The organism is Shewanella sp. 492 (assembly GCF_059338445.1).
Genome location: NZ_CM181702.1, coordinates 3,580,635 through 3,603,227, shown reverse-complemented (window position 1 = coordinate 3,603,227; position 22,593 = coordinate 3,580,635). Strand labels below are relative to the sequence as shown.

The 22,593-nt window shown below is 48.5% G+C and carries 18 protein-coding genes; 15 read left to right on the top strand and 3 right to left on the bottom strand.

All coding sequences use genetic code 11. The annotated features are described in order from the left end of the window. The first annotated feature begins 101 nt into the window (after window positions 1-101). Window positions 102-1,934 (top strand): DNA helicase RecQ, encoded by a 1,833-nt coding sequence (recQ, locus tag AC5YBX_RS15820; protein ID WP_494520726.1) that lies wholly within the window; start codon window positions 102-104, stop codon window positions 1,932-1,934. A 10-nt stretch (window positions 1,935-1,944) separates the two neighbouring features. On the opposite strand, the gene AC5YBX_RS15815 is transcribed toward recQ, so the two are convergent. After that, entirely contained in the window at window positions 1,945-3,681 is a 1,737-nt protein-coding gene (locus tag AC5YBX_RS15815) for a tetratricopeptide repeat protein (protein WP_494524019.1), read from the bottom strand. A gap of 513 nt (window positions 3,682-4,194) precedes the next feature. On the opposite strand from AC5YBX_RS15815, the gene leuA reads away from it, so the two are divergent. The 5 genes from leuA (at window position 4,195) to AC5YBX_RS15790 (ending at window position 10,755) form a co-directional block, all read left to right on the top strand. Continuing rightward, a complete protein-coding gene (gene leuA / locus AC5YBX_RS15810; protein ID WP_475515062.1) occupies window positions 4,195-5,766 on the top strand; it encodes a 2-isopropylmalate synthase in 1,572 nt (523 codons plus the stop codon). 61 nt (window positions 5,767-5,827) lie between these two features. Then, window positions 5,828-6,922, top strand: coding sequence for a 3-isopropylmalate dehydrogenase (gene leuB / locus AC5YBX_RS15805; RefSeq protein ID WP_494524018.1), 1,095 nt, complete (start codon window positions 5,828-5,830; stop codon window positions 6,920-6,922). Continuing rightward, a complete protein-coding gene (gene leuC, locus AC5YBX_RS15800) occupies window positions 6,922-8,322 on the top strand; it encodes a 3-isopropylmalate dehydratase large subunit (protein WP_494524017.1) in 1,401 nt (466 codons plus the stop codon). Before leuB ends, leuC begins: the two co-directional genes overlap by 1 nt. Before the next feature lie 9 nt (window positions 8,323-8,331). Next, entirely contained in the window at window positions 8,332-8,937 is a 606-nt protein-coding gene (gene leuD, locus AC5YBX_RS15795) for a 3-isopropylmalate dehydratase small subunit (protein WP_494524016.1), read from the top strand. A gap of 504 nt (window positions 8,938-9,441) precedes the next feature. Beyond that, window positions 9,442-10,755, top strand: a complete 1,314-nt coding sequence (locus AC5YBX_RS15790; RefSeq protein ID WP_494524015.1) for an outer membrane protein transport protein — start codon at window positions 9,442-9,444, stop codon at window positions 10,753-10,755. A 95-nt stretch (window positions 10,756-10,850) separates the two neighbouring features. On the opposite strand, the gene AC5YBX_RS15785 is transcribed toward AC5YBX_RS15790, so the two are convergent. Next, window positions 10,851-11,972 carry an ISAs1 family transposase gene (locus AC5YBX_RS15785; protein WP_494523788.1) on the bottom strand — a complete coding sequence of 374 codons (1,122 nt, stop codon included), beginning with the start codon at window positions 11,970-11,972 and terminating at the stop codon, window positions 10,851-10,853. A gap of 284 nt (window positions 11,973-12,256) precedes the next feature. Here AC5YBX_RS15785 and AC5YBX_RS15780 point away from each other — a divergent pair, with 284 nt between their 5' ends. Together AC5YBX_RS15780 and glpK are read left to right on the top strand one after the other, a co-directional pair. Further along, on the top strand, window positions 12,257-12,715 hold the full coding sequence (locus tag AC5YBX_RS15780) for a nuclear transport factor 2 family protein (RefSeq protein ID WP_494524014.1): 459 nt from the start codon (window positions 12,257-12,259) through the stop codon (window positions 12,713-12,715). Window positions 12,716-12,745: 30 nt separating this feature from the next. Further along, on the top strand, window positions 12,746-14,233 hold the full coding sequence (glpK, locus tag AC5YBX_RS15775; RefSeq protein ID WP_494524013.1) for a glycerol kinase GlpK: 1,488 nt from the start codon (window positions 12,746-12,748) through the stop codon (window positions 14,231-14,233). 34 nt (window positions 14,234-14,267) lie between these two features. Here glpK and AC5YBX_RS15770 read toward each other — a convergent pair whose 3' ends face one another. Continuing rightward, complete coding sequence (locus AC5YBX_RS15770; protein WP_494520734.1) at window positions 14,268-14,555, bottom strand: hypothetical protein; 288 nt, start codon at window positions 14,553-14,555, stop codon at window positions 14,268-14,270. 580 nt (window positions 14,556-15,135) lie between these two features. Between AC5YBX_RS15770 and mraZ the strand changes: the two genes are divergently transcribed. From mraZ to mraY, 7 genes are read left to right on the top strand one after another with little or no spacing between them, the layout of a single operon-like run. Further along, window positions 15,136-15,594, top strand: coding sequence for a division/cell wall cluster transcriptional repressor MraZ (gene mraZ / locus AC5YBX_RS15765; RefSeq protein WP_494520735.1), 459 nt, complete (start codon window positions 15,136-15,138; stop codon window positions 15,592-15,594). Window positions 15,595-15,627: 33 nt separating this feature from the next. Continuing rightward, window positions 15,628-16,569, top strand: a complete 942-nt coding sequence (rsmH, locus tag AC5YBX_RS15760; RefSeq protein ID WP_494520736.1) for a 16S rRNA (cytosine(1402)-N(4))-methyltransferase RsmH — start codon at window positions 15,628-15,630, stop codon at window positions 16,567-16,569. Between the two features lie 32 nt (window positions 16,570-16,601). Further along, window positions 16,602-16,916 (top strand): cell division protein FtsL, encoded by a 315-nt coding sequence (ftsL, locus tag AC5YBX_RS15755; protein ID WP_494520737.1) that lies wholly within the window; start codon window positions 16,602-16,604, stop codon window positions 16,914-16,916. Continuing rightward, entirely contained in the window at window positions 16,913-18,649 is a 1,737-nt protein-coding gene (locus AC5YBX_RS15750; protein WP_494524012.1) for a peptidoglycan D,D-transpeptidase FtsI family protein, read from the top strand. The genes ftsL and AC5YBX_RS15750 overlap by 4 nt, the downstream gene beginning before the upstream one ends. Beyond that, the gene (gene murE / locus AC5YBX_RS15745; RefSeq protein WP_494524837.1) at window positions 18,646-20,115 is read left to right on the top strand and encodes a UDP-N-acetylmuramoyl-L-alanyl-D-glutamate--2,6-diaminopimelate ligase; all 1,470 of its coding nucleotides are present in this window, start codon (window positions 18,646-18,648) and stop codon (window positions 20,113-20,115) included. Before AC5YBX_RS15750 ends, murE begins: the two co-directional genes overlap by 4 nt. Next, window positions 20,112-21,509, top strand: coding sequence for a UDP-N-acetylmuramoyl-tripeptide--D-alanyl-D-alanine ligase (locus AC5YBX_RS15740; protein WP_494524011.1), 1,398 nt, complete (start codon window positions 20,112-20,114; stop codon window positions 21,507-21,509). Before murE ends, AC5YBX_RS15740 begins: the two co-directional genes overlap by 4 nt. Then, window positions 21,509-22,591 (top strand): phospho-N-acetylmuramoyl-pentapeptide-transferase, encoded by a 1,083-nt coding sequence (gene mraY / locus AC5YBX_RS15735; protein WP_494520740.1) that lies wholly within the window; start codon window positions 21,509-21,511, stop codon window positions 22,589-22,591. The genes AC5YBX_RS15740 and mraY overlap by 1 nt, the downstream gene beginning before the upstream one ends. The last annotated feature ends 2 nt before the right edge of the window (window positions 22,592-22,593 follow it).

Below are 22,593 nucleotides of genomic sequence, written 5' to 3'. Positions count from 1 at the left end.
TGAGTGATGGCAATAAAAAATGGCGCAATTGTCAGCGTAACCGAGACAAGTGCGATGAGCTTGATTAGAATAGGCGGCCCGATTGATGACTATGATGCCCAATGGATTCTGCAGTAACCCAAGTTGAACCCCATAACACAGATCCGCTCGCCAGTAGTTTGCAGGCGGTATTTGGTTATCGCACCTTTAGGCTGGGTCAGAGAGAGGTTATCGATCAAGTCTTTCTCGGTCATGATGCGTTGGTGATTATGCCAACGGGTGGCGGTAAAAGTCTGTGTTATCAACTGCCAGCGTTGCTCTTTCCCGGGTTAACTGTGGTGGTGTCTCCCTTGATCTCTTTGATGAAAGATCAGGTTGATAGCCTCAAGCAGATGGGCGTGGCTGCGGCTTATTTAAACTCATCGCAATCCCGTGAAACATCGCAACAGATTTTCCAGCAGATGCACCGCGGCGAACTTAAGTTGCTCTATGTGTCGCCAGAGCGGCTGTTAATGGACAGTTTTGTTGATCGTATGCAAGCCTTGCATATTTCGCTATTTGCCATCGATGAGGCGCATTGTATTTCTCAATGGGGGCATGACTTTAGGCCGGAATACGCGGCATTAGGTCGTCTTAGGCAACTGTTTGCCCATGTGCCTATTATGGCATTGACCGCCACGGCGGATCAGGCGACCCGCCAAGATATTTGTCAGCGCCTTGGGATTAGTCCCTATGTGTTATTAACCAGTTTCGACCGGCCTAATATTCGTTATACCGTTGCCGAAAAGCTCAATGCCGCCAATCAGCTTCGGCAATTTATCCAGACGCAAAACGGTAATAGCGGTATTATCTATTGCGGCAGTCGTCGCCGCGTCGATGAAGTCGCAGAGCGGTTGCGTCTGCAAGGTTATAAAGCCGATGGTTATCATGCGGGTAAAACCCAAGAAGAGCGTGGCGATATTCAAGAGCGTTTCTTAAAAGATCAGTTAGATATTGTGGTGGCAACCGTGGCCTTTGGTATGGGGATCAACAAGTCTAATGTGCGTTTTGTGGTGCATTACGACATCCCTAAGAGTGTCGAGGCCTATTACCAAGAAACCGGCCGCGCCGGACGTGACGGCCTCGATGCCGAAGCATTAATGCTGTTTGATCCAGCCGATATTGGCCGGGTAAGGCATCTAATTGAACAGGCTGAACCTGGGCCACAACAACAGGTCGAATTTCATAAGCTTAATACCATGGCCGCGTTTGCCGAGGCGCAAACGTGTCGACGTCAGGTGTTACTGCATTATTTTGATGAGAGTGCGTCTGAACCCTGTGGTAACTGTGACATCTGTTTAGATCCCCCTAAACGCTACGATGGGGTTGAAGATGCACAAAAAGTATTGTCGTGCATTTTTAGACTGCAACAGAAATTTGGTATTAACCATTTGATCGAAGTGCTACGGGGCTCAAAGTCGGCTGGCGTGGTCGATAGAGGGCACGATAAACTCTCAACCTGGGGTATAGGTAAAGATAAGAGCCATGAATTTTGGCTTAGTATTATCAGGCAGATCATTCATTTAGGTTTTGCGAGCCAAGATATCACCCGTGGCTCATCGATTAAGCTCAACCCTCAAGCGCGGGCGGTGCTCAAAGGCGAATTGCCTTTGTTATTAGCCGAACCACGCATCACCTTAACCACAGATGTCAAACGTCGCGGCAACAGTCGGGCGCCGTTAAATTACGACCGAAAATTGTTTGCTCGCCTAAAGTTACTGCGTCGCAGTTTGGCCGAAGAGCTCGATGTGCCACCCTACCTGGTGTTTAACGATGCGACATTAGCCGAGATGGCGGCGATGTTACCCACAAGCCCAGGTGAGATGTTAGCGGTCAATGGCATAGGTGAAACTAAGCTCAAGCGTTTTGGCGATGAGTTTCTCGATGAGATCAGCGATTACCTAGCCGAAGGTTAGTAACCCGGAGTTAGCGCCCTAATTGATCGTTGTATCGACTGAGCTGATCGATGCCTGCACGCTTGGTCAGTGATAACAAGGTGTCGTAATATTGCATCTCTGCCATACCTATCCTAACTTTGTCACCGCCCGGCAATGACGCAATGACGGTGTTTAACTGTTTGACTATCTCTTTCGCCCCGGAAAGTGAGGTAAAGGGCAGCATGATAAGCAGTTGGTCGCTGGCTTTATCGAGCATAATATCTTGTTGGCGCAATTTCTGCCGTATCTCATCTAATAGCGTGGCCATATCGCGAGGCGCAAGATGGCTTGGATTAATCAATAAAATCGTTATTGGATACCCAATTTGTTTAGCGCTGGCAATTAATGCCTGCATCTTTTCATGGGCGGTTAATGGCACCTCTTGCATCTGGGGGGCGTTTTGTTGTTTGCGCAAGCGTGATATTAACATCAGTAATGGCAGCAATAGTGCCGACACGATAATGACAATCAGGCCATAGTTATCATCGATACGCGTGTCGAGTTCGATAGGTTTGGGCTTGTGGCCTTGGGCCAGTTTTTGATAGTGCCCAAGCTGGGCCTTCATTTGTAATAGGCGGGTATTTTTTAAGAACTCATAGCTGTTTTTAATGTTATCGACGCGCTGTAGTTGGTAGTTATAAGCTTGGCGATAGTCGCGCATCCCTGCGAAGTATTCACTTAATAATTGATAGCAGTACACCAATTCATCATATTGATTAGTGCGTTGGCCTATTGCGATGGCTTGTTGCATCAAGTCTAACCCTTGTTGCTCGTCGCCTTTGGTTAAGTAAATTTGCGCCAATAAACGACTAGCGCGCAAGCTATCGTTGATTTTTTTGTGTTTATCGAAGGTGTTAAGGGCGATGTTGAGTAGCTGAATGGCATTCTTGTCATTGTTTCTTAAAAACTCCACCTTGGCGAGCTCAGTATAGCTTTCGGCAAGTTCGGTAGCGGTGGCGAGTTCAGGCATTAAGATTTTTGCTTCTAAAATCATATCATCCCTAAACTTTACCTCTTGATTTTCATGCGCGATTCTAGCAATTGTTAGTAATGTGTTAAGCCTAACTTTACCTATGGTTTGCGGGTAAGTTAACGCCTGTTTTGCCATTGTAAAAGCCAGATTCAGCTGTCCCTTTTTTCTAAATAATTTGGCCCTTGCCAATTGCAGGTAAGCCTGTGGTGGGGTGATCCACTGGATGGGTTGGCGTAAGGCTGCTGGATAGATATCTTGTGCCAAACGAAAGTCTTCTAATGCACTGCTGTCACTTTCAATGTGGGTATCGATTTGTCCACGCAGCAATAGACCATTGACTAAGGATTGAGGCTGTTCAAATTCTCGAGATTGATAGATAGCCGTATCGAGTAAGGTGAGGGCTTGGCGTAGATCGCCGTAATCAATATAAGCTTCTGCCATGCAGTTTAAAAAATAGGGGCTGGCTTGTGGTATATCCAGTGATTTTGCTTGGGCATCGCCCATGCGTGCTAAGTTGATGGCGGCTTCATTGTCGCCTAACTGCACTAAGGCATGGCATTTAAGCAGTGACAATCTCAACGACTGCGGGGCACTTTTATCATTGAAGTGCTGTTCTATAGGCGTAATGTTCGATAGCGCCTCGCTGGGATATTGATAGACGGTGGCCGCGAGTTGATCTAGCTCTGTCATAGTGTCTGCCCAAACGGGCTGCAGCCATAGGCTGAGACTGAACACCATGAGACGAAAATACATTGTTTAACTCCGGAACTAAACCACTGAAAATACTTGAGTGAACGCATTATACTGAGTTTTTATATGCGATTGCATAAAAATTAACAGCTTGAATGATAAAGTGTCTGCTTGCTGGCTTTTTTCCTTTCGGGTGATTTGCTGCTGCGTTATTGAGCGAATTAAGACCTGGATTGATTATAACTGTACAATGAATCGGCATTGTTGTAGTAATGTTTGCGAAAATGTGAAAAGAATGGGGTTGACTATTTAGGCTGTACACGTTAAAAAGTTAAGCGTTACCTTGATAATGTCGAATAAATACTTATTTTTTTTGAATAGATAAAAGATGATGACTAACCGTGCCCTACTCAACCTCATTATTCTCCTTCTCGCAGAACCTGCGCGGAGAATGTAGTGTTGCACGCTTAATAACAACAGCATTCATAAACCCCGCGCTCAACACCGCGGGGTTTTTTTGTATATGGATTGGATAAAAACGCAACATAGAACCTAGTCGTTCCACGGAGAAACGAGATGTCTAACCGAGTGATAATATTTGATACAACCTTACGTGACGGTGAGCAAGCGCTGGCGGCCAGTTTAACGGTGAAGGAAAAATTACAGATAGCACTATCACTGGAACGACTCGGTGTAGATGTGATGGAGGTGGGCTTTCCTGTCTCTTCTCCAGGAGATTTTGACTCGGTGCAAACCATTGCCCGCACGATTAAAAATAGTCGAGTCTGCGCCTTAGCCCGTGCGCTAGAGAAAGACATTGATGCCGCTGCTCAGTCGTTATCGGTCGCGGAGCAATTTCGTATTCACACCTTTATCTCTACCTCGACCATCCATGTAGAAAGTAAGTTAAAACGCTCTTTCGACCAAGTGCTTGAGATGGCGGTGGCGGCAGTCAAATACGCCCGTCGTTTTACCGATGATGTCGAGTTTTCCTGCGAAGATGCAGGGCGTACGCCAATCGATAATCTTTGCCGAATGGTGGAAGAAGCCATTAAGGCGGGCGCTAAGACCATCAATATTCCTGATACTGTGGGTTATACCATCCCCAGCGAGTTTGGCGGCATCATCGAAACCCTGTTCAACCGTGTCCCCAATATCGATCAAGCGGTGATCTCTGTACATTGCCACGATGACTTAGGGCTATCTGTGGCTAACTCAATTACCGCAGTGCAGCATGGTGCTAGGCAGATTGAATGTACCGTCAATGGTATCGGCGAGCGTGCCGGCAACTGCTCGCTAGAGGAGATCGCCATGATCTTAGCCACTCGAAAAGCGGCATTAGGGTTAGAAACGGGCATTAATGCCAAAGAGATCCACCGCACCTCTAACCTCGTCAGTCAGCTTTGTAATATGCCAGTGCAAGCCAATAAGGCGATTGTGGGGGCGAATGCGTTTACTCACTCTTCGGGTATCCATCAAGATGGCATGCTTAAGGCGCAAAATACCTATGAGATCATGACACCCGAGAGCATAGGGCTAAATCGTAATAATTTAAATATGACCTCGCGTTCAGGCCGTCATGTGATTAAGCATCGCATGCAAGAGATGGGTTATGCCGAGCACGATTATGATATGGATACCCTCTATGAGGCTTTCTTAAAGCTGGCGGACAAAAAAGGCCAAGTGTTCGATTATGATCTTGAAGCCTTGGTCTTTATAGAGGCGCAGGCCGATGATGAAAATCAATATAAATTGCAACAGTTAGTGGTGCATTCTGACTCCACCCAAGGACAGGCCACCGCGACGGTGACGTTAGAGGTGGGCGAGCAAGTGGTCACCGAAGCCGCTACGGGCAATGGTCCGGTCGATGCTGCGTACAACGCCATTACCCGCGCCAGTGACTGCCAAATCAATATCTCTAGCTATAAATTAAGCGCCAAAGGCGAAGGCCAAGATGCCCTAGGCCAAGTCGACATTACCGCTAAGTACCATGAGCAGAATTTCCATGGGGTGGGGCTGGCAACCGATGTGGTTGAGGCCTCTGTACAAGCCCTTATCCATGTGATGAACCTAACATGGCGTGCCGATAAGGTCGCTGAGAATAAAACTAAAATTCAACAAGGCCGGGCGGTATTGGGTGGTGTGTAACGCCAACATGAGCGGACCTTTTTGACCATAATTGAGTAAATAAGCAGGGAGTGGGTGATTAATGAGTTATCAAATAGCAGTGCTCGCCGGAGATGGTATTGGGCCAGAAGTTATGGCCGAAGCACGCAAGGTACTGAGCGCCGTTGAAGAGCGGTTTAACTTAGATATCGAATACAGCGAATACGATGTGGGCGGCGCGGCCATCGACAATCACGGTTGTCCATTACCTAAGGCGACACTCAAGGGGTGTGAAACTGCCGATGCCATATTATTTGGCTCTGTGGGAGGGCCAAAATGGGAACACTTGCCTCCTAATGAGCAACCCGAGCGCGGCGCGTTACTGCCACTTAGAGGCCACTTTGAGCTATTTTGTAATATCCGCCCAGCCAAATTACACCTAAGTTTAGAGCACATGTCGCCGCTGCGCAGCGACATATCAGCACAAGGTTTTGATGTGTTATGTGTACGAGAGCTCACTGGTGGTATTTACTTTGGTAAACCTAAAGGGCGCCAAGGTGAAGGCGAAAACGAAGAAGCCTTCGACACTATGCGTTACAGCCGCAAAGAGATCCGCCGCATTGCCAAAATCGCCTTCCAAGCCGCCCAAGGGCGCCGCAAAAAAGTGACCTCGGTCGATAAGGCCAATGTGTTAGCCTGCTCGGTGTTATGGCGTGAAGTGGTTGAAGAGGTGGCTGCCGATTTTCCCGATGTTGAGCTTGAACATATCTATATCGATAACGCCACCATGCAGCTGCTACGTCGTCCGTTCGATTTTGACGTGATGCTGTGTTCCAACCTATTTGGCGACATTATCTCCGATGAAATCGCCATGTTAACTGGCTCAATGGGCTTGCTATCATCGGTCAGCCTTAATAGTGATGGCTTTGGTTTGTATGAACCCGCTGGTGGCAGTGCACCGGATATTGCAGGCCAAGGCATTGCCAATCCCGTAGCTCAAATCCTTTCTGCCGCCTTATTATTGCGCCACAGTCTTAAGTTAGAACAGGCCGCAGAGGCTATCGAGGTCGCTGTGGCTAAGGCGCTTAGCGACGGTTATTTAACCGCAGAATTATTGCCCGCTAGCAAGCGCGGTAATGCCAAATCAACCCGTGAAATGGGCGACTACATCGCTCAAGCAGTCAGAGAGGCAAACTAATGGCGAAGACACTCTATGAAAAAGTATGGGACAGCCATATTGTTGCCGCACCCCAAGGCGAAGCGCCACTGATCTATGTTGATCGACATTTGGTGCACGAGGTGACATCACCTCAAGCGTTTAGTGGCTTAAAGGTGGCGGGTCGTAAATTGCGCGCCCCTGAAAAAACCTTTGCCACCATGGATCACAATACCTCCACCAAGAGTGCCAGCTTAGATGCCCTAAGCCCAATGGCTCGCATCCAAGTAGAAACCTTGGCGCAAAACTGCGAAGAGTTTGGTATTCGTCTTTATGACATTCACCATAAAAACCAAGGCATAGTGCATGTGATGGGCCCAGAGCTGGGGATCACCTTGCCCGGCACTGTCATTGTGTGTGGTGATTCCCATACCGCGACCCATGGCGCTTTTGGCGCACTGGCATTTGGTATTGGTACCTCTGAGGTTGAGCATGTGATGGCGACGCAGACTTTGCGCCAGCTTAAAGCCAAAACCATGAAGATTGAGGTGCGTGGTCACGTTGCCGATGGCATTACCGCTAAAGATATCGTGCTGGCCATTATCGGTAAAATCGGCATGGATGGCGGTACGGGTTATGTGGTTGAGTTCTGTGGTGAGGCGATTGAAGCCCTGTCGATGGAAAGCCGTATGACTGTGTGTAACATGGCGATTGAAATGGGCGCCAAGGCGGGGATGGTGGCGCCCGATGCGACGACTATCGATTATGTCAAAGGGCGTGAATTTGCGCCAAAAGGGGCCGATTGGGAGAGTGCCGTTGCCGCATGGCGTGAATTACGCAGCGATGATGATGCTGTTTTTGATGCTCATGTGGTGTTACAGGCTGCGGACATCGCACCGCAACTGACTTGGGGCACCAATCCTGGTCAAGTGGTGGCTATCGATCAGCCGGTACCTAATCCGCTGGATGAAACCAATCCTACCTCCCGCAGCAGTATCGAAAAAGCCCTTGAGTATGTAGCGCTTACAGCGGGGACCCGCATGACTGACGTCTCCATTAATAAAGTGTTTATCGGCTCGTGCACCAATTCGCGTATCGAAGATCTGCGCTCAGCGGCACATCAGGCCAAAGGGCGCAAGGTGGCTGCGGGCGTTACCGCCATAGTGGTGCCAGGCTCAGGCCTAGTGAAAGAACAGGCCGAGGCCGAAGGGTTAGATAAAATCTTTATTGATGCAGGTTTCGAGTGGCGCTTGCCCGGTTGCTCTATGTGTTTGGCGATGAATGACGACAGGTTAGCAGCGGGCGATCGCTGCGCCTCCACCAGTAACCGTAATTTTGAAGGACGCCAAGGGCGCGGCAGTCGCACCCATTTGGTGAGTCCAGCCATGGCTGCCGCTGCTGCGGTTGCTGGTCATTTCGTCGATATTCGCAAAGCCTATTAGGAGAGCATTATGCAAGCATTTACCACTCATACTGGCCTAGCGACCATGATTGATAGCGCTAATATCGATACCGATCAAATCATCCCTAAGCAGTTTCTATCTAAGGTGACTCGTGACGGTTTTGGAGTGCATCTGTTTCATGACTGGCGTTATCTTGATGACGCTGGGGATACACCTAACCCTGCATTTGGCTTAAACCAAGCGCGCTATGCCGGCGCATCAGTGTTGCTCGCCAAAGAGAACTTTGGTTGTGGCTCAAGCCGCGAGCATGCGCCATGGGCCTTAGCCGATTTTGGTTTTAAAGTGATTATCGCCCCAAGCTTTGCCGATATCTTTTATGGCAACTCAATCAACAATGGCCTGTTGCCTGTCTGTTTGACTGAGGCGCAAGTACAACAGTTGATGGATGAGGTCAGCGCACAGCAAGGTGCCCAGGTGACGGTTGATCTGCAGCGCCAACACGTTATTGCGCCTTCAGGTGCCGAGTTTGCCTTTACGATTGCCGAATCGGCGAGACACAACCTACTTAATGGATTGGATGCCATCGGCATTAGCTTAACCTACAGCGAGGCTATTGCTGCTTATGAGGCGCAGAGTCCCGCTTGGCGAGCTTAATGTTACCTTAAATTTTTAGCGTACAGCTGTACTGTACCTGTTCAAAATTGGGCCAGTTCAACAATGTGTTGTGCTGGCTTTGCTATATTGGCCGCGTGTAAATGTAAGTAACTATCTTTACTTACAATGACTTAATGTGTTTGTGTTGTGTTTTTTTATGTGAGCCGAGCAAGAGTAGTGATTTATGCTGCCGTTTTTAATGAGTAATAGTGAACACTTGTGTTATTAATTTTTCGCATATATTTATATGATAAATAAGGTTTTTTGTTTTTTGTTATATGCTTTCAGGCTTGGTTAAGTGAACATGGATCACATTTTTAGCCAGTTTCGTGCAAGTTTTATGAGCGACTTACTGTGTATTTCACTGCTCTGAAGCGAGGTTGTTAGCATAATTAACTAAAATGATTTCTTTGCTTGTAAAGATATTCTGCGTAAGTAGACTGCGGCTCACTAAAAGACTGGAGTGATAACTCTAAGTCAGATGATAACAATAAGAGAGCCACGATGAATAAGCGTATTTTATCTTTAGCGGTACTTGCAGCCATGACGGCGCCTTTAACTCAAGTTCAAGCAGCAGGCTTTCAGCTTGCAGAATATTCAGCCACAGGTTTAGGCCGCGCCTATGCCGGTGAAGCGGCGATGGCGGATAACGCTGCCGTGCAAAACCGCAATCCAGCCATGCTAACTTATTTAGCGGGCACTCAAATGACCGCGGGTGCGATTTTGGTTATGCCAAATATCGATATCAATGGCGAAGTTACTTATACCGATGGTATTAATGCCACTTCTGCACAAGATATTGCTGATGACGCGGTAGTGCCTAACTTTTACCTGTCGCATCAGTTGAATGACCAGTGGTTTGTAGGCCTAGGTATCGGTAGTAACTTCGGTATGGCGACCGAGTTAGATGACAGTTTCCGCGGCACCCAGTTTGGTAACGAAGCGTCAGTGACTACAATCGAAATTAACCCAAATGTGGCTTACCGTATTAATGACCAGTTCAGTGTTGGTGCTGGTGTACGTTTAGTCTTAGGCGAAGGTAGCATCGGTGCTAAGAGCTCTGCTGAGGTGACGTTACCCCCAGAAATGGGTAGCATTATTGTACCTAAAGGCACGAGTCTTAAGTATATGGAAGGCGATGATGTCGCCTGGGGTTGGCAGTTAGGTGCCGCTTGGCAGTTAAACGATGCGCATCGTATCGGTGTTAACTACCGCTCAGCGGTTGATCAAACCCTTGAAGGTGAAGCCAATGGTTTTGCCTTCAACCCACTCGATCCAAACAAGCAGCTAGCTGGCTCTATGGAGTTGTCGTTGCCGGCAACGGCTGAGATCGCCTCTTTTCACCAGCTAAGTAATGATATTGCGGTGCACGCGAGCATCAATTGGACTGATTGGAGTTCATTTGAAAAGCTAGAAGCCGTGATCCCAGCGCTACCTGAGCCAACACAACTGGTGAAGCAAGAAAACTGGCAAGACAGCTATCGCTTTGCCTTAGGCGCGACCTATGACCTGTCGGCGTTATCGACACTGCGTGCTGGTGTCGCTTATGACAAATCGGCAGTGTCGGATGACAACCGTACCCTTACGATCCCTGAAATGGACCGTGTTTGGGTGAGCGCCGGTTACAGTTATAAGATGAGCAAGCAGTTGGATCTAGATGTCGGCGTTACCTATATCTTTGCCGACGAGTCTGCAGTCAAGGAGCCGCGCCCAGGTATCGCGTCTGATCTAACATCTGCTCCTTTTGGCGGCACATTTAGCGGTACCACCAGCGGTAACATTATGTTATTCGGTGTTCAGGCAAGCTATCGTTTTTAAGGGCTAACAGAATTTAAAAAGGGTTGAAGCGTTATGCTTCGACCCTTTTTTTATGCAAGTTATTGGGGCAATGGTCAGGGTGAGAGCATGAATGCTTAAATATCACCCAACGTCTTTAAGCCTGCTGTTAGTACCTGCTCCAGATAATCAGTGCTGCCGTGTGCACGCTTCTGTTTGCGTGGGATACTGATTTTTCGAGTTGTTTCCGCTCGGAGCATATTCAACGCTATCTTCCTTGCTCCGGACAATACCTCCGCCGCATTGCCTCTATATATTTGACATTGGTCTTCCTTCATCGACGCGTCCAATACCCAATGCAGGCTATTTTCAACCGCCCAGTGGCTGCGTACTGCATTGGCAAAACGAGCCTTACTCAGTTTGGCCGAACTGATGTAATAACGGTACTCAAGGGATTCATTGCCGCTTTTCGTTCGACGATAGCTTAACGCAACACCAATACTTTTAAGCCCTTTCCATTCAGGGAAAGCGTCGGCTAAGCTGCCTGCGTCCATAACACAATAGGCTCTGGCTTCGTTACGTCCGTGCTGCTTCTCTAAGCAAAGCACTTCTTCGTCAATCTCGCTGCCAAGCGCCTTACGAACGGCATTATGCAGTGTTTTTTGATTACCTTTTACGGCAAGTAAATAATCTCCACCCCGCTCAATAATTTGTTCGGCGATATCTGTCTGACATCCCATGGCATCTATTGATATCAGACAACCTTTTATATCCAACAGCGCCAGTAATGCGGGAATGGCGGTAATTTCATTCGACTTACTTTCGGTTTTAACTTGCCCAAGCACGACGTTATTTTCTGTTGCGAAGGCATTTACCATGTGGATGGCTGACAGTCTGTTCTCGCGATTATATGAACTACATAGCCGTTTACCATCTATCGCAATAAGCTGACCGTCGGATAACTCAGCAACAGACTTCATCCAGTCGATAAAGCAATACTGAAACTGCTCGCTATCTATTCTCGATATGACTCGAGCAATAGTGTCATGAACAGGTAACCCATTCTTAAAAAGTCCTTTTTTGGCAAACCAGTTAAAGTGGAGATCGCCAAAATCTTCGATATCTTCCCAACCTTGTGCCCCAGCTATTGAGGCACAAACCACGAGGAATAAAATATCAGTAAATAGATGCTCGACTTTGGCTGACTGACGAGGATCTTCTAAGGAACTGAAGAACTGTTGAAATGCACCGGAGTTCATAGGGCTCTCCACAAAAGAGAGTATAAGATCACAGCCAATATGGCCCGTCCAGCTATTTGAGCGAATATCACCCTAATAGCTCAAATTATGTTCGCGATCTCGCCCTGGGGCAATGGTGCTTTTGGTATGAGGTGGTGAGTAACTTTTATTCGCAAAATGGATCTTAGGCGATTATATTCTTCTCAATATCAAACTATTATTCACTATCCTTGATTGTTGCCGTATTACTGCGTCGGCCGTTATGGTGTTATTGGTTTGACTTTAATTCATATAAGAGGTGCAAAATGAAACCCTTACTCCTAGCCGCAAGCATAGCGCTACTGCCGATGTCGGCTATTGCCAACCCCCAGTCAACAGAAGTAGTTAAAGGCTTTATTGACGCCTATAACCAACACAGTGTCGAGCAGATGATGCAGTATGTGACCGATGATGTACGCTGGATGCACATTACGGGCAGCCAAGTCGATATTGAAACGGCTAATAAGAGTCAGTTTGGTGCGGCGATGACAGATTACTTCGAAACCTTAACCCATCCCAAGGCCACTATTTTACAGATGATCGATTCATCGCATTATGTCAGCACGGTCGAGCGAGTCAGTTGGACTCACGAAGGCGAAGAGCTGAGTCAATGCAGTATTGGTAATTTTAGAGTGCAAGAGGGCAAAATTGCCGAGTTTTGGTATTTGCCGGCTCATGCCTGTGATGATGTGCCAGATGTTAACTCTGCCGATGAAGCGCGTTAATCTATTAAGTCAGAGTATGGAGTTGTTATAGTGGATAAGCGTTATGTCATTGCGCTGGATCAGGGCACGACCAGTTCACGGGCGATGATTTTTGATCATGATGCCAATATTGTTGCCGTTTCGCAGCGAGAATTTGCACAGATATACCCCAAGGCGGGATGGGTTGAACATGATCCGATGGAGATCTGGTCATCACAAAGTTCGACCTTAATTGAAGCCTTAGCCCGCGCTGGCATTCATGGCGATGAGGTCGCTGCAATTGGGATCACTAATCAGCGTGAAACCACCGTTGTGTGGGATAAAACCACGGGTAAGCCCATTTACAATGCGATTGTGTGGCAATGCCGTCGCAGTCAGCCTCTGTGTGAGGAACTTAAGCAGCGTGGCCTAACCGAATATATTCAGCAGACCACTGGCTTATTGCTCGATCCCTATTTTTCAGCCACTAAGATCCGCTGGATTTTAGACAATGTTGTAGGAGCGAGGGAGAAGGCCCAAGCAGGCGATTTGCTGTTTGGTACTATCGATACTTGGTTAGTCTGGAAACTGACGGAGGGCAAGGTCCATGTGACCGATCCCACTAATGCTTCGCGTACCATGTTGTTTGATATTCACAAGCAACAGTGGGATCCACTGTTGCTTGATGAGCTCGATATCCCCGCATCCATGTTACCTGAAGTTAAACCCTCATGTGCCATCTATGGTAATACTCGTATTGCCGGTGAGGGCGGTGAGATCCCTGTTGCAGGCATGGCGGGCGATCAGCAGTCGGCGCTTTTTGGTCAGTTATGTATAGATGAAGGTATGGCTAAAAATACCTATGGCACAGGTTGTTTCTTACTGATGAATACTGGCCTGCAGGCAGTGCAATCTCGTCATGGGCTATTGACCACTATTGCCATTGGTGCCCAATGTGAAGTGAATTACGCTTTAGAAGGCTCGGTATTTATGGGCGGGGCGACAATCCAATGGCTGCGTGATGAATTAGGGCTTATTCGTGATGCCCAAGATACCGAATATTTCGCCTCAAAAGTGAGTGACACTAATGGCGTATATCTGGTGCCTGCGTTTGTGGGATTAGGCGCCCCTTATTGGGATGCCAATGCCCGTGGCGCTCTGGTGGGCCTGTCTCGTGGGGCTAACCGTAATCATATTATCCGTGCCGCGATTGAGGCTATCGCCTACCAAAGTAAGGATCTACTCGATGCCATGCTTAAAGATAGTGGCGTGCAATTAAAGCAGATAAAAGTCGATGGCGGCGCGGTGGCAAATGATTTCTTGATGCAGTTTCAAGCTGATATTACCAATGTTGAAGTGCAGCGTCCGGCAGTGACTGAAACGACCGCCATGGGCGCGGCATTTCTGGCGGGGCTTGCTGTAGGGTTTTGGCAATCTACAGCAGAGTTAAAGCATAAGGCGGGAGTAGATAGGTGTTTTCGTCCGTCAATCAGTTGTGATACGCGCCAAGCGTTATATCTGGGGTGGAAGCAGGCGGTTGCACAAGTGACTGAACACTAGTTATTGTGGCTTGTCTGGTTACGCTAAGCTAAACCTATACTTCGATATCAATACGGGGTAAAGGGGATGACAGGGCCTCATCTTGAGCGCGCTGTTCTTGGGCTTTACGATGTGCACGGCCGCGCCTATCGCCGCGCGGGTTAGCGCGTCGCTCTTTTTGTTTCCGTCGCTCTAAATGCGGCGGCAATTGAGCTTGAGGCGCCTCATGGCTGTCGGCATGAATAGCCTCAATATGTTCAGTTTGCTCAACGATCCGCTTACGTTTGGAGACTTGAATCACAGGTCTTGCCAGCATGGCGTATACACTGTCTAAACTAATCATGTTGTTTCCCCCGGCCTAAGTATTCACTTTATCTTCCTTGTCCTAACCTATATCGGCTAAGTGTGGTTAATTTTTAGTCTATTTTGTTTTTATTATTTTTACCAATCTTGTTTGCTCAAGCCGTAAGGATACGAGAAGCTGCCAACTAACGAATGCAGTGCCAGTACAATCGTGTGGCTAGCTATATAAGTCGAAATAACGGCTAACGCGGGTATTGAGCCCTAAAGCTTGTGCTACTCGCCTAGTAGCGAGTTGTTGACTCTCGGACATGCTCCCGAGCGCTATAAACCAATACCTGATCGATCAATATAAGGGTGGCCGATCCACTTTATGGCTTATTCAGGTAGTTTTGATGATATTTTGTACTGTAACAATGGGATAGCAATCCCTCTATACTACTTTTAGGTAGTGAATTATCCCTGTTATTAAATATTTACAAACATGCCGCTAAGCCGCTTGAATACTGGCTTTATAAATAGTTTCATTCCTTGACAATACTTGCATAGTATCTCTAAACTTAGCATCTGTGGGAAATTGTGGATATTTGTGGATCTATTAATTTTAACAAGGATGAATTGACGTGTTTCGTGGTGCGAGCGCTATAAACCTTGATACTAAAGGACGGATCGCCATTCCAAAGCGATACCGGGAGACGTTGCACGCCGAATTTAATCGTCAGTTGGTCATTACTGTCGATTTTGACGACCCCTGTTTACTGCTATATCCGCTAGAAGCTTGGCAGAAGATCGAAGCCAAGTTATTGCGGTTATCAGACACCCAAAAGTCAGAGCGTTCGTTGAAACGAATGTTACTCGGCTATGCCCACGAATGTGAATTAGACACCAATGGGCGCCTGCTATTGCCCCCTCCTCTGCGTCAGTACGCCAACTTAGACAAGCGTGCGATGTTGGTGGGCCAATTGAATAAATTTGAGCTGTGGGATGAAGCGCAATGGCAGCAACAGATCCAACTTAGCCATGAAATGATTCAAAGCGAAGCGTTTGCGGATAGCGAACGTTTGGCTGACTTCTCTTTGTAATAAAGAGATTAACCTAATAGATAGAAGAGAGCGATGACTCAAGAATTTGCGCACTTATCAGTACTGTTAAACGAAACAGTAGCAGGCCTCAACATTAAGCCTGATGGCATCTATATTGATGGCACCTTTGGACGTGGTGGGCACTCTAGAGAAGTGCTCAAGCAGTTAGGCTCCACTGGTCGCCTCATCGCTATCGATCGCGATCCGCAGGCGATTGCCGCAGCGGAGCAGTTTGCTGATGATAAACGTTTTACTATCGTGCATGGTGGGTTTGGTCAGTTAGCGCAATATGTTAACGAGCTTAACCTCAAAGGTAAGATAGACGGCATCTTATTTGATTTTGGTGTTTCGTCTCCGCAACTTGATGATGCCGAACGTGGCTTTAGCTTTCTGCGCGATGGTCCGCTCGATATGCGCATGGATAACTCACAAGGCGAAACCGCAGCACAATGGCTAGCTCGCGCCGAAATTGAAGATATGGCTTGGGTATTTAAAACCTATGGCGAGGAGAAAAACGCCCGTCATATTGCCCGCTGCATCGCGGCCGATCGTGATAAAACCCCCTTTTTACGCACCAAAGAGTTAGCGGATTTGATCGCGCGTATCAGTAAGAGTAAAGAGCGTAACAAACACCCTGCAACTCGAGTGTTTCAAGCGATTCGTATCTACATTAACAGCGAATTAGAACAGATAGATCAAGCGCTTGAAGGCGCTTTAAGTGTGCTTGCACCACAAGGGCGCTTATCGGTCATCAGTTTTCATTCGTTAGAAGATCGTATGGTAAAGCGTTTTATTCGCCGCCACAGTCAGGGAGAGTCTGTGCCTCACGGTTTACCTATTACCGAGGCTGAAATCAATAAAACTAAATTACTCAAGCCGATAGGTAAGGCGATTAAGCCGTCAGCAGAAGAGATTGAGCGCAACGCCAGAGCCCGAAGTTCGGTATTACGCATCGCTGAGCGGCTCGATTATTAACTTCGCGTTGCGTTTTGAGATAAGGGGCGCTAGTGAGTAAAACACAGCTCAACTTGACCCGCATCGTGTTGTTGGATTTATGGCATCACAAGTGGGTGCTGTTGCTCGCGGTGGCCGTGTTAGCTAATGCCGTGTTGGTGGTGTACACCAGCCATGCCAGTCGCAAATACACCAGTCAGTGGGAAGAGTTATTGCAAGAGCGTGACCGCCTCGATATTGAGTGGCGTAATTTGCTGTTAGAAGAGCAGTCGCAATCTGAGCACAGCCGTGTGACTCGTATAGCGACCAAAGAATTAGAGATGATTAGGCCCTTGCCTAACGAAGAAGTGGTGATAAGAATACCGTGAAAAAGCAGGCTAAACGTAAGCAAAAACCACAACTTATCCACTGGCGTCTATACGTCGTCGTGGCGTTTGTGTGTCTGTTGTTTACCAGCTTAGTGGGACGCGCGGCGTATATTCAGATTATTGAGCCCGAAAGACTGCGTCACGAGAGTGATATGCGCACGTTACGTACCACGAGCCGCGAAGTACATCGAGGCTTGATCACCGACCGCAACGGCGAAATGCTTGCCGTAAGTGTGCCGGTTAAGGCGGTTTATGCCGATCCTAAAGTGGTGCATGATAAAGACGGTTTTGCCGATATGCGTCGCTGGCAAGCGTTGGCCGACGTATTGCACGAACCTAAAAGCGAGATTCTGGCGCGGGTGCAATCAAACCCTAAGCGACGCTTTACCTACCTTAAGCGCCAAGTCACGCCCGCCGTTGCCGATTACATTAAGCAGCTTAAGTTACCCGGCGTGTACCTAAAAGCCGAGTCACGGCGCTACTATCCAACCAGTGAAATTTCGGCGCAGCTGGTGGGGCTGACCAATATTGATGATATCGGTATTGAAGGCATTGAAAATACCTATAACGACTGGCTGACGGGCACGCCGACTAAGCAACAGGTACGTAAGTCTCGCGATGGTCATGTGGTTGAACGGTTAGACATGGTGCAAGCGGGTGAAAACTCTAATGATTTAGTGCTCAGTATCGATCAGCGCATTCAGCAGTTAGCCTACCGCGAGATTAAGCGTACCACGGAAATTAACCAAGCCACGTCCGCATCGATTGTGGTGCTCGATGTGCATACCGGTGAAGTGCTAGCGATGGCGAATACACCCTCTTACAACCCTAACTCTCGCGAAAATTTGCAGAGTTACCGCATGCGTAATCGTGCCCTTACTGATGCCTATGAACCGGGCTCAACCATTAAGCCGTTTGTGGTCGCGGCGGCATTGGAAGCGGGCACCATTGAAGCCAATCAGATTTTTAAGACTCATCCGGGGCGCATTCGCATCGGCGGCAAAATTGTGCGTGATGGACGTAACTACGGTGACATGAGCCTTGCCGATGTATTGGTGCATTCAAGCAACGTGGGCATGACCCAAATTGCGCTCTCTATGCCGGTGCAAGAGCTATTAGGTTATTACCAAGCGATGGGGCTGGGCAGCTATTCAGGCATTAACCTTCCGGGTGAAAGCGCCGGGCTCATTCATGATCGCCGCCGCTGGTCTGATTTTGAACGTGCGACCCTCTCTTTTGGTTATGCCTTAACAGTAACGCCGCTGCAGATAGCCAGAATGTACGCCATGCTCGGCAGTGGTGGCATCTTGTATCCTTCATCCATTCTTAAATTAAATCAGCCACCTGAAGGGCAGCGCGTGGTATCGACCGAGGTGGCCGAAAACGTAATGCAGATGCTGATCGGGGTGACCGAGCCCGGTGGCACCGCCAAGAAAGCCCATATTGATGGTTACCCGGTTGCGGGTAAAACGGGCACAGCACGTAAGGCGGTAGCTGGTGGCTATGGTGACGACTACGTGGCGTTATTCGCTGGTGTGGCTCCGGTACATAATCCTAAGTTGGCGATTGTCGTCGTGGTCAACGAACCCAAAGGCGATCGTTATTATGGCGGTGATATTGCAGCTCCAGTGTTTGCCAAAGTGATGTCAGGGGCGTTACAGATGTTGAATGTTGAGCCTATTAGTGCTCCAGAAAAAGTGAGATTAGCCGGTAATGTTAGGAGAGGTGAATAATGTTACTGCGTGATGTACTGGCGCCCTGGTTTCATTATGCGGGCCCAGAAGCGATGACACATTTAAGTTTAGATAGCCGCGATATTTCGCCTGGCTGTGTCTTCATTGCCGTGCCTGGCCACCAGGTCGATGGTCGGCAATATATTGCAACCGCCTTTGCAAATGGTGCGAATGCCGCCATTGTGCATACCGACTCGCCAGAGTTGCATGGGCAAGTGAGCCATGAAGGTGGCTTACAGATTTTTTTCTTTCAACTATCACGTCAGTTGTCAGCCTTATCGGCGCAAGTTTATCACTTGGGCGTCGAGCGTTGTAAAATCATCGGCGTGACTGGCACTAACGGCAAAACGTCGGTTACCCAATTAATTGCCCAGTTGTGTGAGAGCATGGCATGTCGCAGTGCGGTTATGGGTACCCTAGGTAATGGGATTTGGGGGCAGTTAGTCGATAGCGGTAATACCACTGCCGATCCTATTACTGTGATGCGTCAGCTGCATGAGTTTAATCGCCAAGGCGCACAGGTGTGTGCCATGGAAGTATCGAGTCATGGGCTGGTACAAGGGCGTGTCGATGCGGTGCCCTTTGATGTGGCGGTATTTACTAATTTAAGCCGTGATCACCTCGATTATCACGGTACGATGGACGCCTATGGCGCTGCAAAGCAGCGGTTATTTCGTTTTGCCTCCTTGTCTCATGGGCTACTTAATATCGACGATCCTGTTGGTGAGCAGTGGCTCGATGATAGCCATGGCCAACCCCTTGTCGGTTACAGCGTTAACGCTCATCCTCGTGCTGCCATTTACACCACAGAGGTAAAGCAACATGCTAATGGCGTCAGTGCCACATTAGTTTGGCCAGAGGGACAAGCCCAAGTGGATAGCCCATTATTGGGCATATTTAACCTGGCCAATTTGGTCGCCGCATTAGGAGCTTTGTATCTGTGTGGTTACTCCATGGCAGAGCTGCTTAAGCATGTGGCAAGGTTACAACCTGTCGCTGGGCGCATGGAGCGTTTTACGACCCAAAATGGCGTGACGTTAGTGGTGGATTATGCCCACACGCCAGATGCACTCGCCCAAGCATTAACGGCGCTTAGAGGCCATTGTCAAGGGCAGCTGTGGTGTCTGTTTGGCTGTGGTGGCGATAGGGATAAAGGCAAACGCCCATTGATGGCACAAGCTGGCGAGGCGCATGCCGATCGTCTAATGGTCACCAGTGATAATGCCCGTAGCGAAACCCCCGAAGCTATTATTGCCGATATTATCGCCGGACTTACTCAACCTGAGATGGCGCTGACAAATGTTGACCGCCAGCAAGCGATTGAGCAAGTGGTGGCCAATGCAGCCCCGGGCGATCTAATTTTACTGGCAGGTAAAGGCCATGAGGCTTATCAAGAGATAGCTGGGCGCCGTATCGATTATGATGAACGCGCCTTAGCGGCCGCGATTGCTGGGAGAGCCGTATGATCCCCTTAACCTTAACGCAGTTAGCCACTCAACTCGGTGGCAGATTAGTCGGTGATGACTTAACGGTAAGCAAAGTGGCTAGCGATAGCCGCGCCGTCGATGCGCAGACCTTATTTGTCGCCCTAAAAGGGGAGCGTTTCGACGGCCATGACTTTGCCGCCACAGCGGTTGATAACGGAGCCGCGGCTTTGTTAGTCGAGCGTGTGTTGCCATTACCCGTACCGCAGTTGGTCGTAGGCAATAGTCAGCTGGCGATGGGCCAAATAGGTGCCTTTGTAAAACAACAAGTTGCGCCTAAGTCGCTGGCGCTGACCGGCTCTAATGGCAAGACCAGTGTTAAAGAGATGGTCGCGACGATTTTGTCTCAGCGGCATCAGGTACTTTACACCGCGGGTAACTTCAATAATGAGATTGGCGTGCCCTTAACCCTGCTGCGTTTAGAGCCGCAACATGAATTTGGCGTGTTCGAATTAGGCGCTAATCATATCGGCGAGATTAATTACACTTCATCTTTAGTGCAACCGGATGTGGCTCTGGTTAATAATGTCGCCTCGGCGCACCTAGAGGGTTTTGGTTCACTGGACGGTGTGGCTAAGGCCAAGTCTGAAATTTTCAACCATCTGGCAAAAGCAGGCGTTGCGGTGATCAATGCCGATGACGCTTTTGCCGATGTGATGCATGCTGCGGTCGCAGGCATTGCACAGCTGACCTTTTCGATACAAGAGAGCACTGAAGCTGAGCCAGAGCTTGCTAAGCGGGCCGATGTCGTCGCTTGCGACTTACGGGCCGATGTAGTGGGACGCTATTGCTTTAACCTGCACTATCAGCAGCAGTGCTATCCGGTGAGTTTGCCGTTGTCGGGGCGCCATCAGGTGAGTAATGCCTTAGCAGCCACCGCATGTTGTTTAGCCTTAGGGCTGTCGCTGCACGAGATTGTCGATGGCTTACACAAATTGATGCCGGTAAAAGGCCGTATGTTGCCCACACAGCTGGGACGAATTTTGTTAGTCGATGACAGTTACAACGCCAATCCTGCCTCGGTAGGGGCGGCAATTGACTGGCTTCAAGAAATTAACGGAAATCGCTGTTTAGTGCTGGGCGATTTAGGCGAATTAGGTGACAATGCGTCCCTTTTACATTGGCAGCTCGGTGAAAAGGCCAAGTTGCAAGGGATCGATGCCTTGTTCTCACTCGGAGAGCTTAGCCGAAACAGCAGTGACGCATTTTCGGGGCAACACTTTACCCATTTAGATGAGTTAGTAGTCGATTTAATTAATTATTTTAACCAGTTAGATGGAGATTTGACTGTGTTAGTCAAAGGCTCTCGCAGTGCCAAAATGGAGCGCGTGGTCGAAGCCCTAATTGCCGCCTTCGAGCGCAAGGAGTTGTGTTAATGCTGGTTTATCTGGCTGAGTATTTAACCCAGTATTATTCAGGGTTTAACGTTTTTTCTTATGTGACATTTAGGGCGATCCTTGGTCTGTTAACTGCCATGCTATTTAGCCTGTGGTGGGGGCCTAAGATGATTGAACGTTTGCAGTTATTGCAAATTGGCCAAGTGGTGCGTAACGATGGCCCTGAATCACACTTTAGTAAGCGCGGAACCCCTACCATGGGGGGATTGCTGATCTTAGCCGGCGTGTTTATTAGTGTGCTGCTGTGGGGAGATTTGGGCAGCCGTTATGTGTGGGTGATGTTGTTTGTACTGGCGGCTTTTGGTCTGATTGGTTTTATTGATGACTACCGTAAGGTGGTGCGTAAAGATACCAAGGGCTTGATTGCTCGCTGGAAGTATATCTTGCAATCATTAGCAGCACTGGCCATCGCTTTTTACTTGTACGCTTCGGCGCAAACTGTGGGCGAAACCCAGTTGGTGGTCCCGTTCTTTAAAGATGTGATGCCGCAGTTGGGTGGGCTCTTTATCGTCTTGGCTTACTTCACCATTGTTGGGTCAAGTAACGCGGTTAACTTGACCGACGGTCTCGATGGCTTGGCGATTATGCCAACGGTGATGGTGGCGGCGGCGTTTGCTCTGATTGCCTATCTTTCAGGGCACGTGCAGTTTGCTAGCTATTTACACATTCCCTATCTGCCAGGTTCAGGTGAGTTGGTGATTGTCTGCACCGCAATTGTGGGCGCAGGCTTGGGTTTCTTGTGGTTTAACACTTACCCAGCACAAGTCTTTATGGGCGATGTGGGCTCTTTGTCATTAGGCGCGGCGCTCGGAACCATAGCCGTGCTAGTACGCCAAGAGATTTTACTGGTGATCATGGGCGGCGTATTTGTAATGGAAACCGTGTCGGTCATCTTGCAGGTGGGATCATACAAGCTGCGCGGCCAACGCATTTTTAGAATGGCACCCATCCATCACCACTACGAATTAAAAGGCTGGCCAGAACCACGGGTGATTGTTCGTTTCTGGATTATTTCACTGTTTTTAGTGTTGCTAGGCTTAGCAACCTTAAAGTTAAGGTAAAC

Coding starts and splice junctions, on each gene's coding strand:
- rsmH (WP_494520736.1), top strand. CDS start 15,628: ATGACTCAAGAATTTGCGCACTTATCAGTACTGTTAAACGAAACAGTA.
- AC5YBX_RS15740 (WP_494524011.1), top strand. CDS start 20,112: ATGATCCCCTTAACCTTAACGCAGTTAGCCACTCAACTCGGTGGCAGA.
- AC5YBX_RS15815 (WP_494524019.1), bottom strand. CDS start 3,681: ATGTATTTTCGTCTCATGGTGTTCAGTCTCAGCCTATGGCTGCAGCCC.
- AC5YBX_RS15790 (WP_494524015.1), top strand. CDS start 9,442: ATGAATAAGCGTATTTTATCTTTAGCGGTACTTGCAGCCATGACGGCG.
- leuA (WP_475515062.1), top strand. CDS start 4,195: ATGTCTAACCGAGTGATAATATTTGATACAACCTTACGTGACGGTGAG.
- leuD (WP_494524016.1), top strand. CDS start 8,332: ATGCAAGCATTTACCACTCATACTGGCCTAGCGACCATGATTGATAGC.
- mraY (WP_494520740.1), top strand. CDS start 21,509: ATGCTGGTTTATCTGGCTGAGTATTTAACCCAGTATTATTCAGGGTTT.
- leuB (WP_494524018.1), top strand. CDS start 5,828: ATGAGTTATCAAATAGCAGTGCTCGCCGGAGATGGTATTGGGCCAGAA.
- leuC (WP_494524017.1), top strand. CDS start 6,922: ATGGCGAAGACACTCTATGAAAAAGTATGGGACAGCCATATTGTTGCC.
- AC5YBX_RS15785 (WP_494523788.1), bottom strand. CDS start 11,972: ATGAACTCCGGTGCATTTCAACAGTTCTTCAGTTCCTTAGAAGATCCT.
- recQ (WP_494520726.1), top strand. CDS start 102: ATGGATTCTGCAGTAACCCAAGTTGAACCCCATAACACAGATCCGCTC.
- AC5YBX_RS15770 (WP_494520734.1), bottom strand. CDS start 14,555: ATGATTAGTTTAGACAGTGTATACGCCATGCTGGCAAGACCTGTGATT.
- AC5YBX_RS15780 (WP_494524014.1), top strand. CDS start 12,257: ATGAAACCCTTACTCCTAGCCGCAAGCATAGCGCTACTGCCGATGTCG.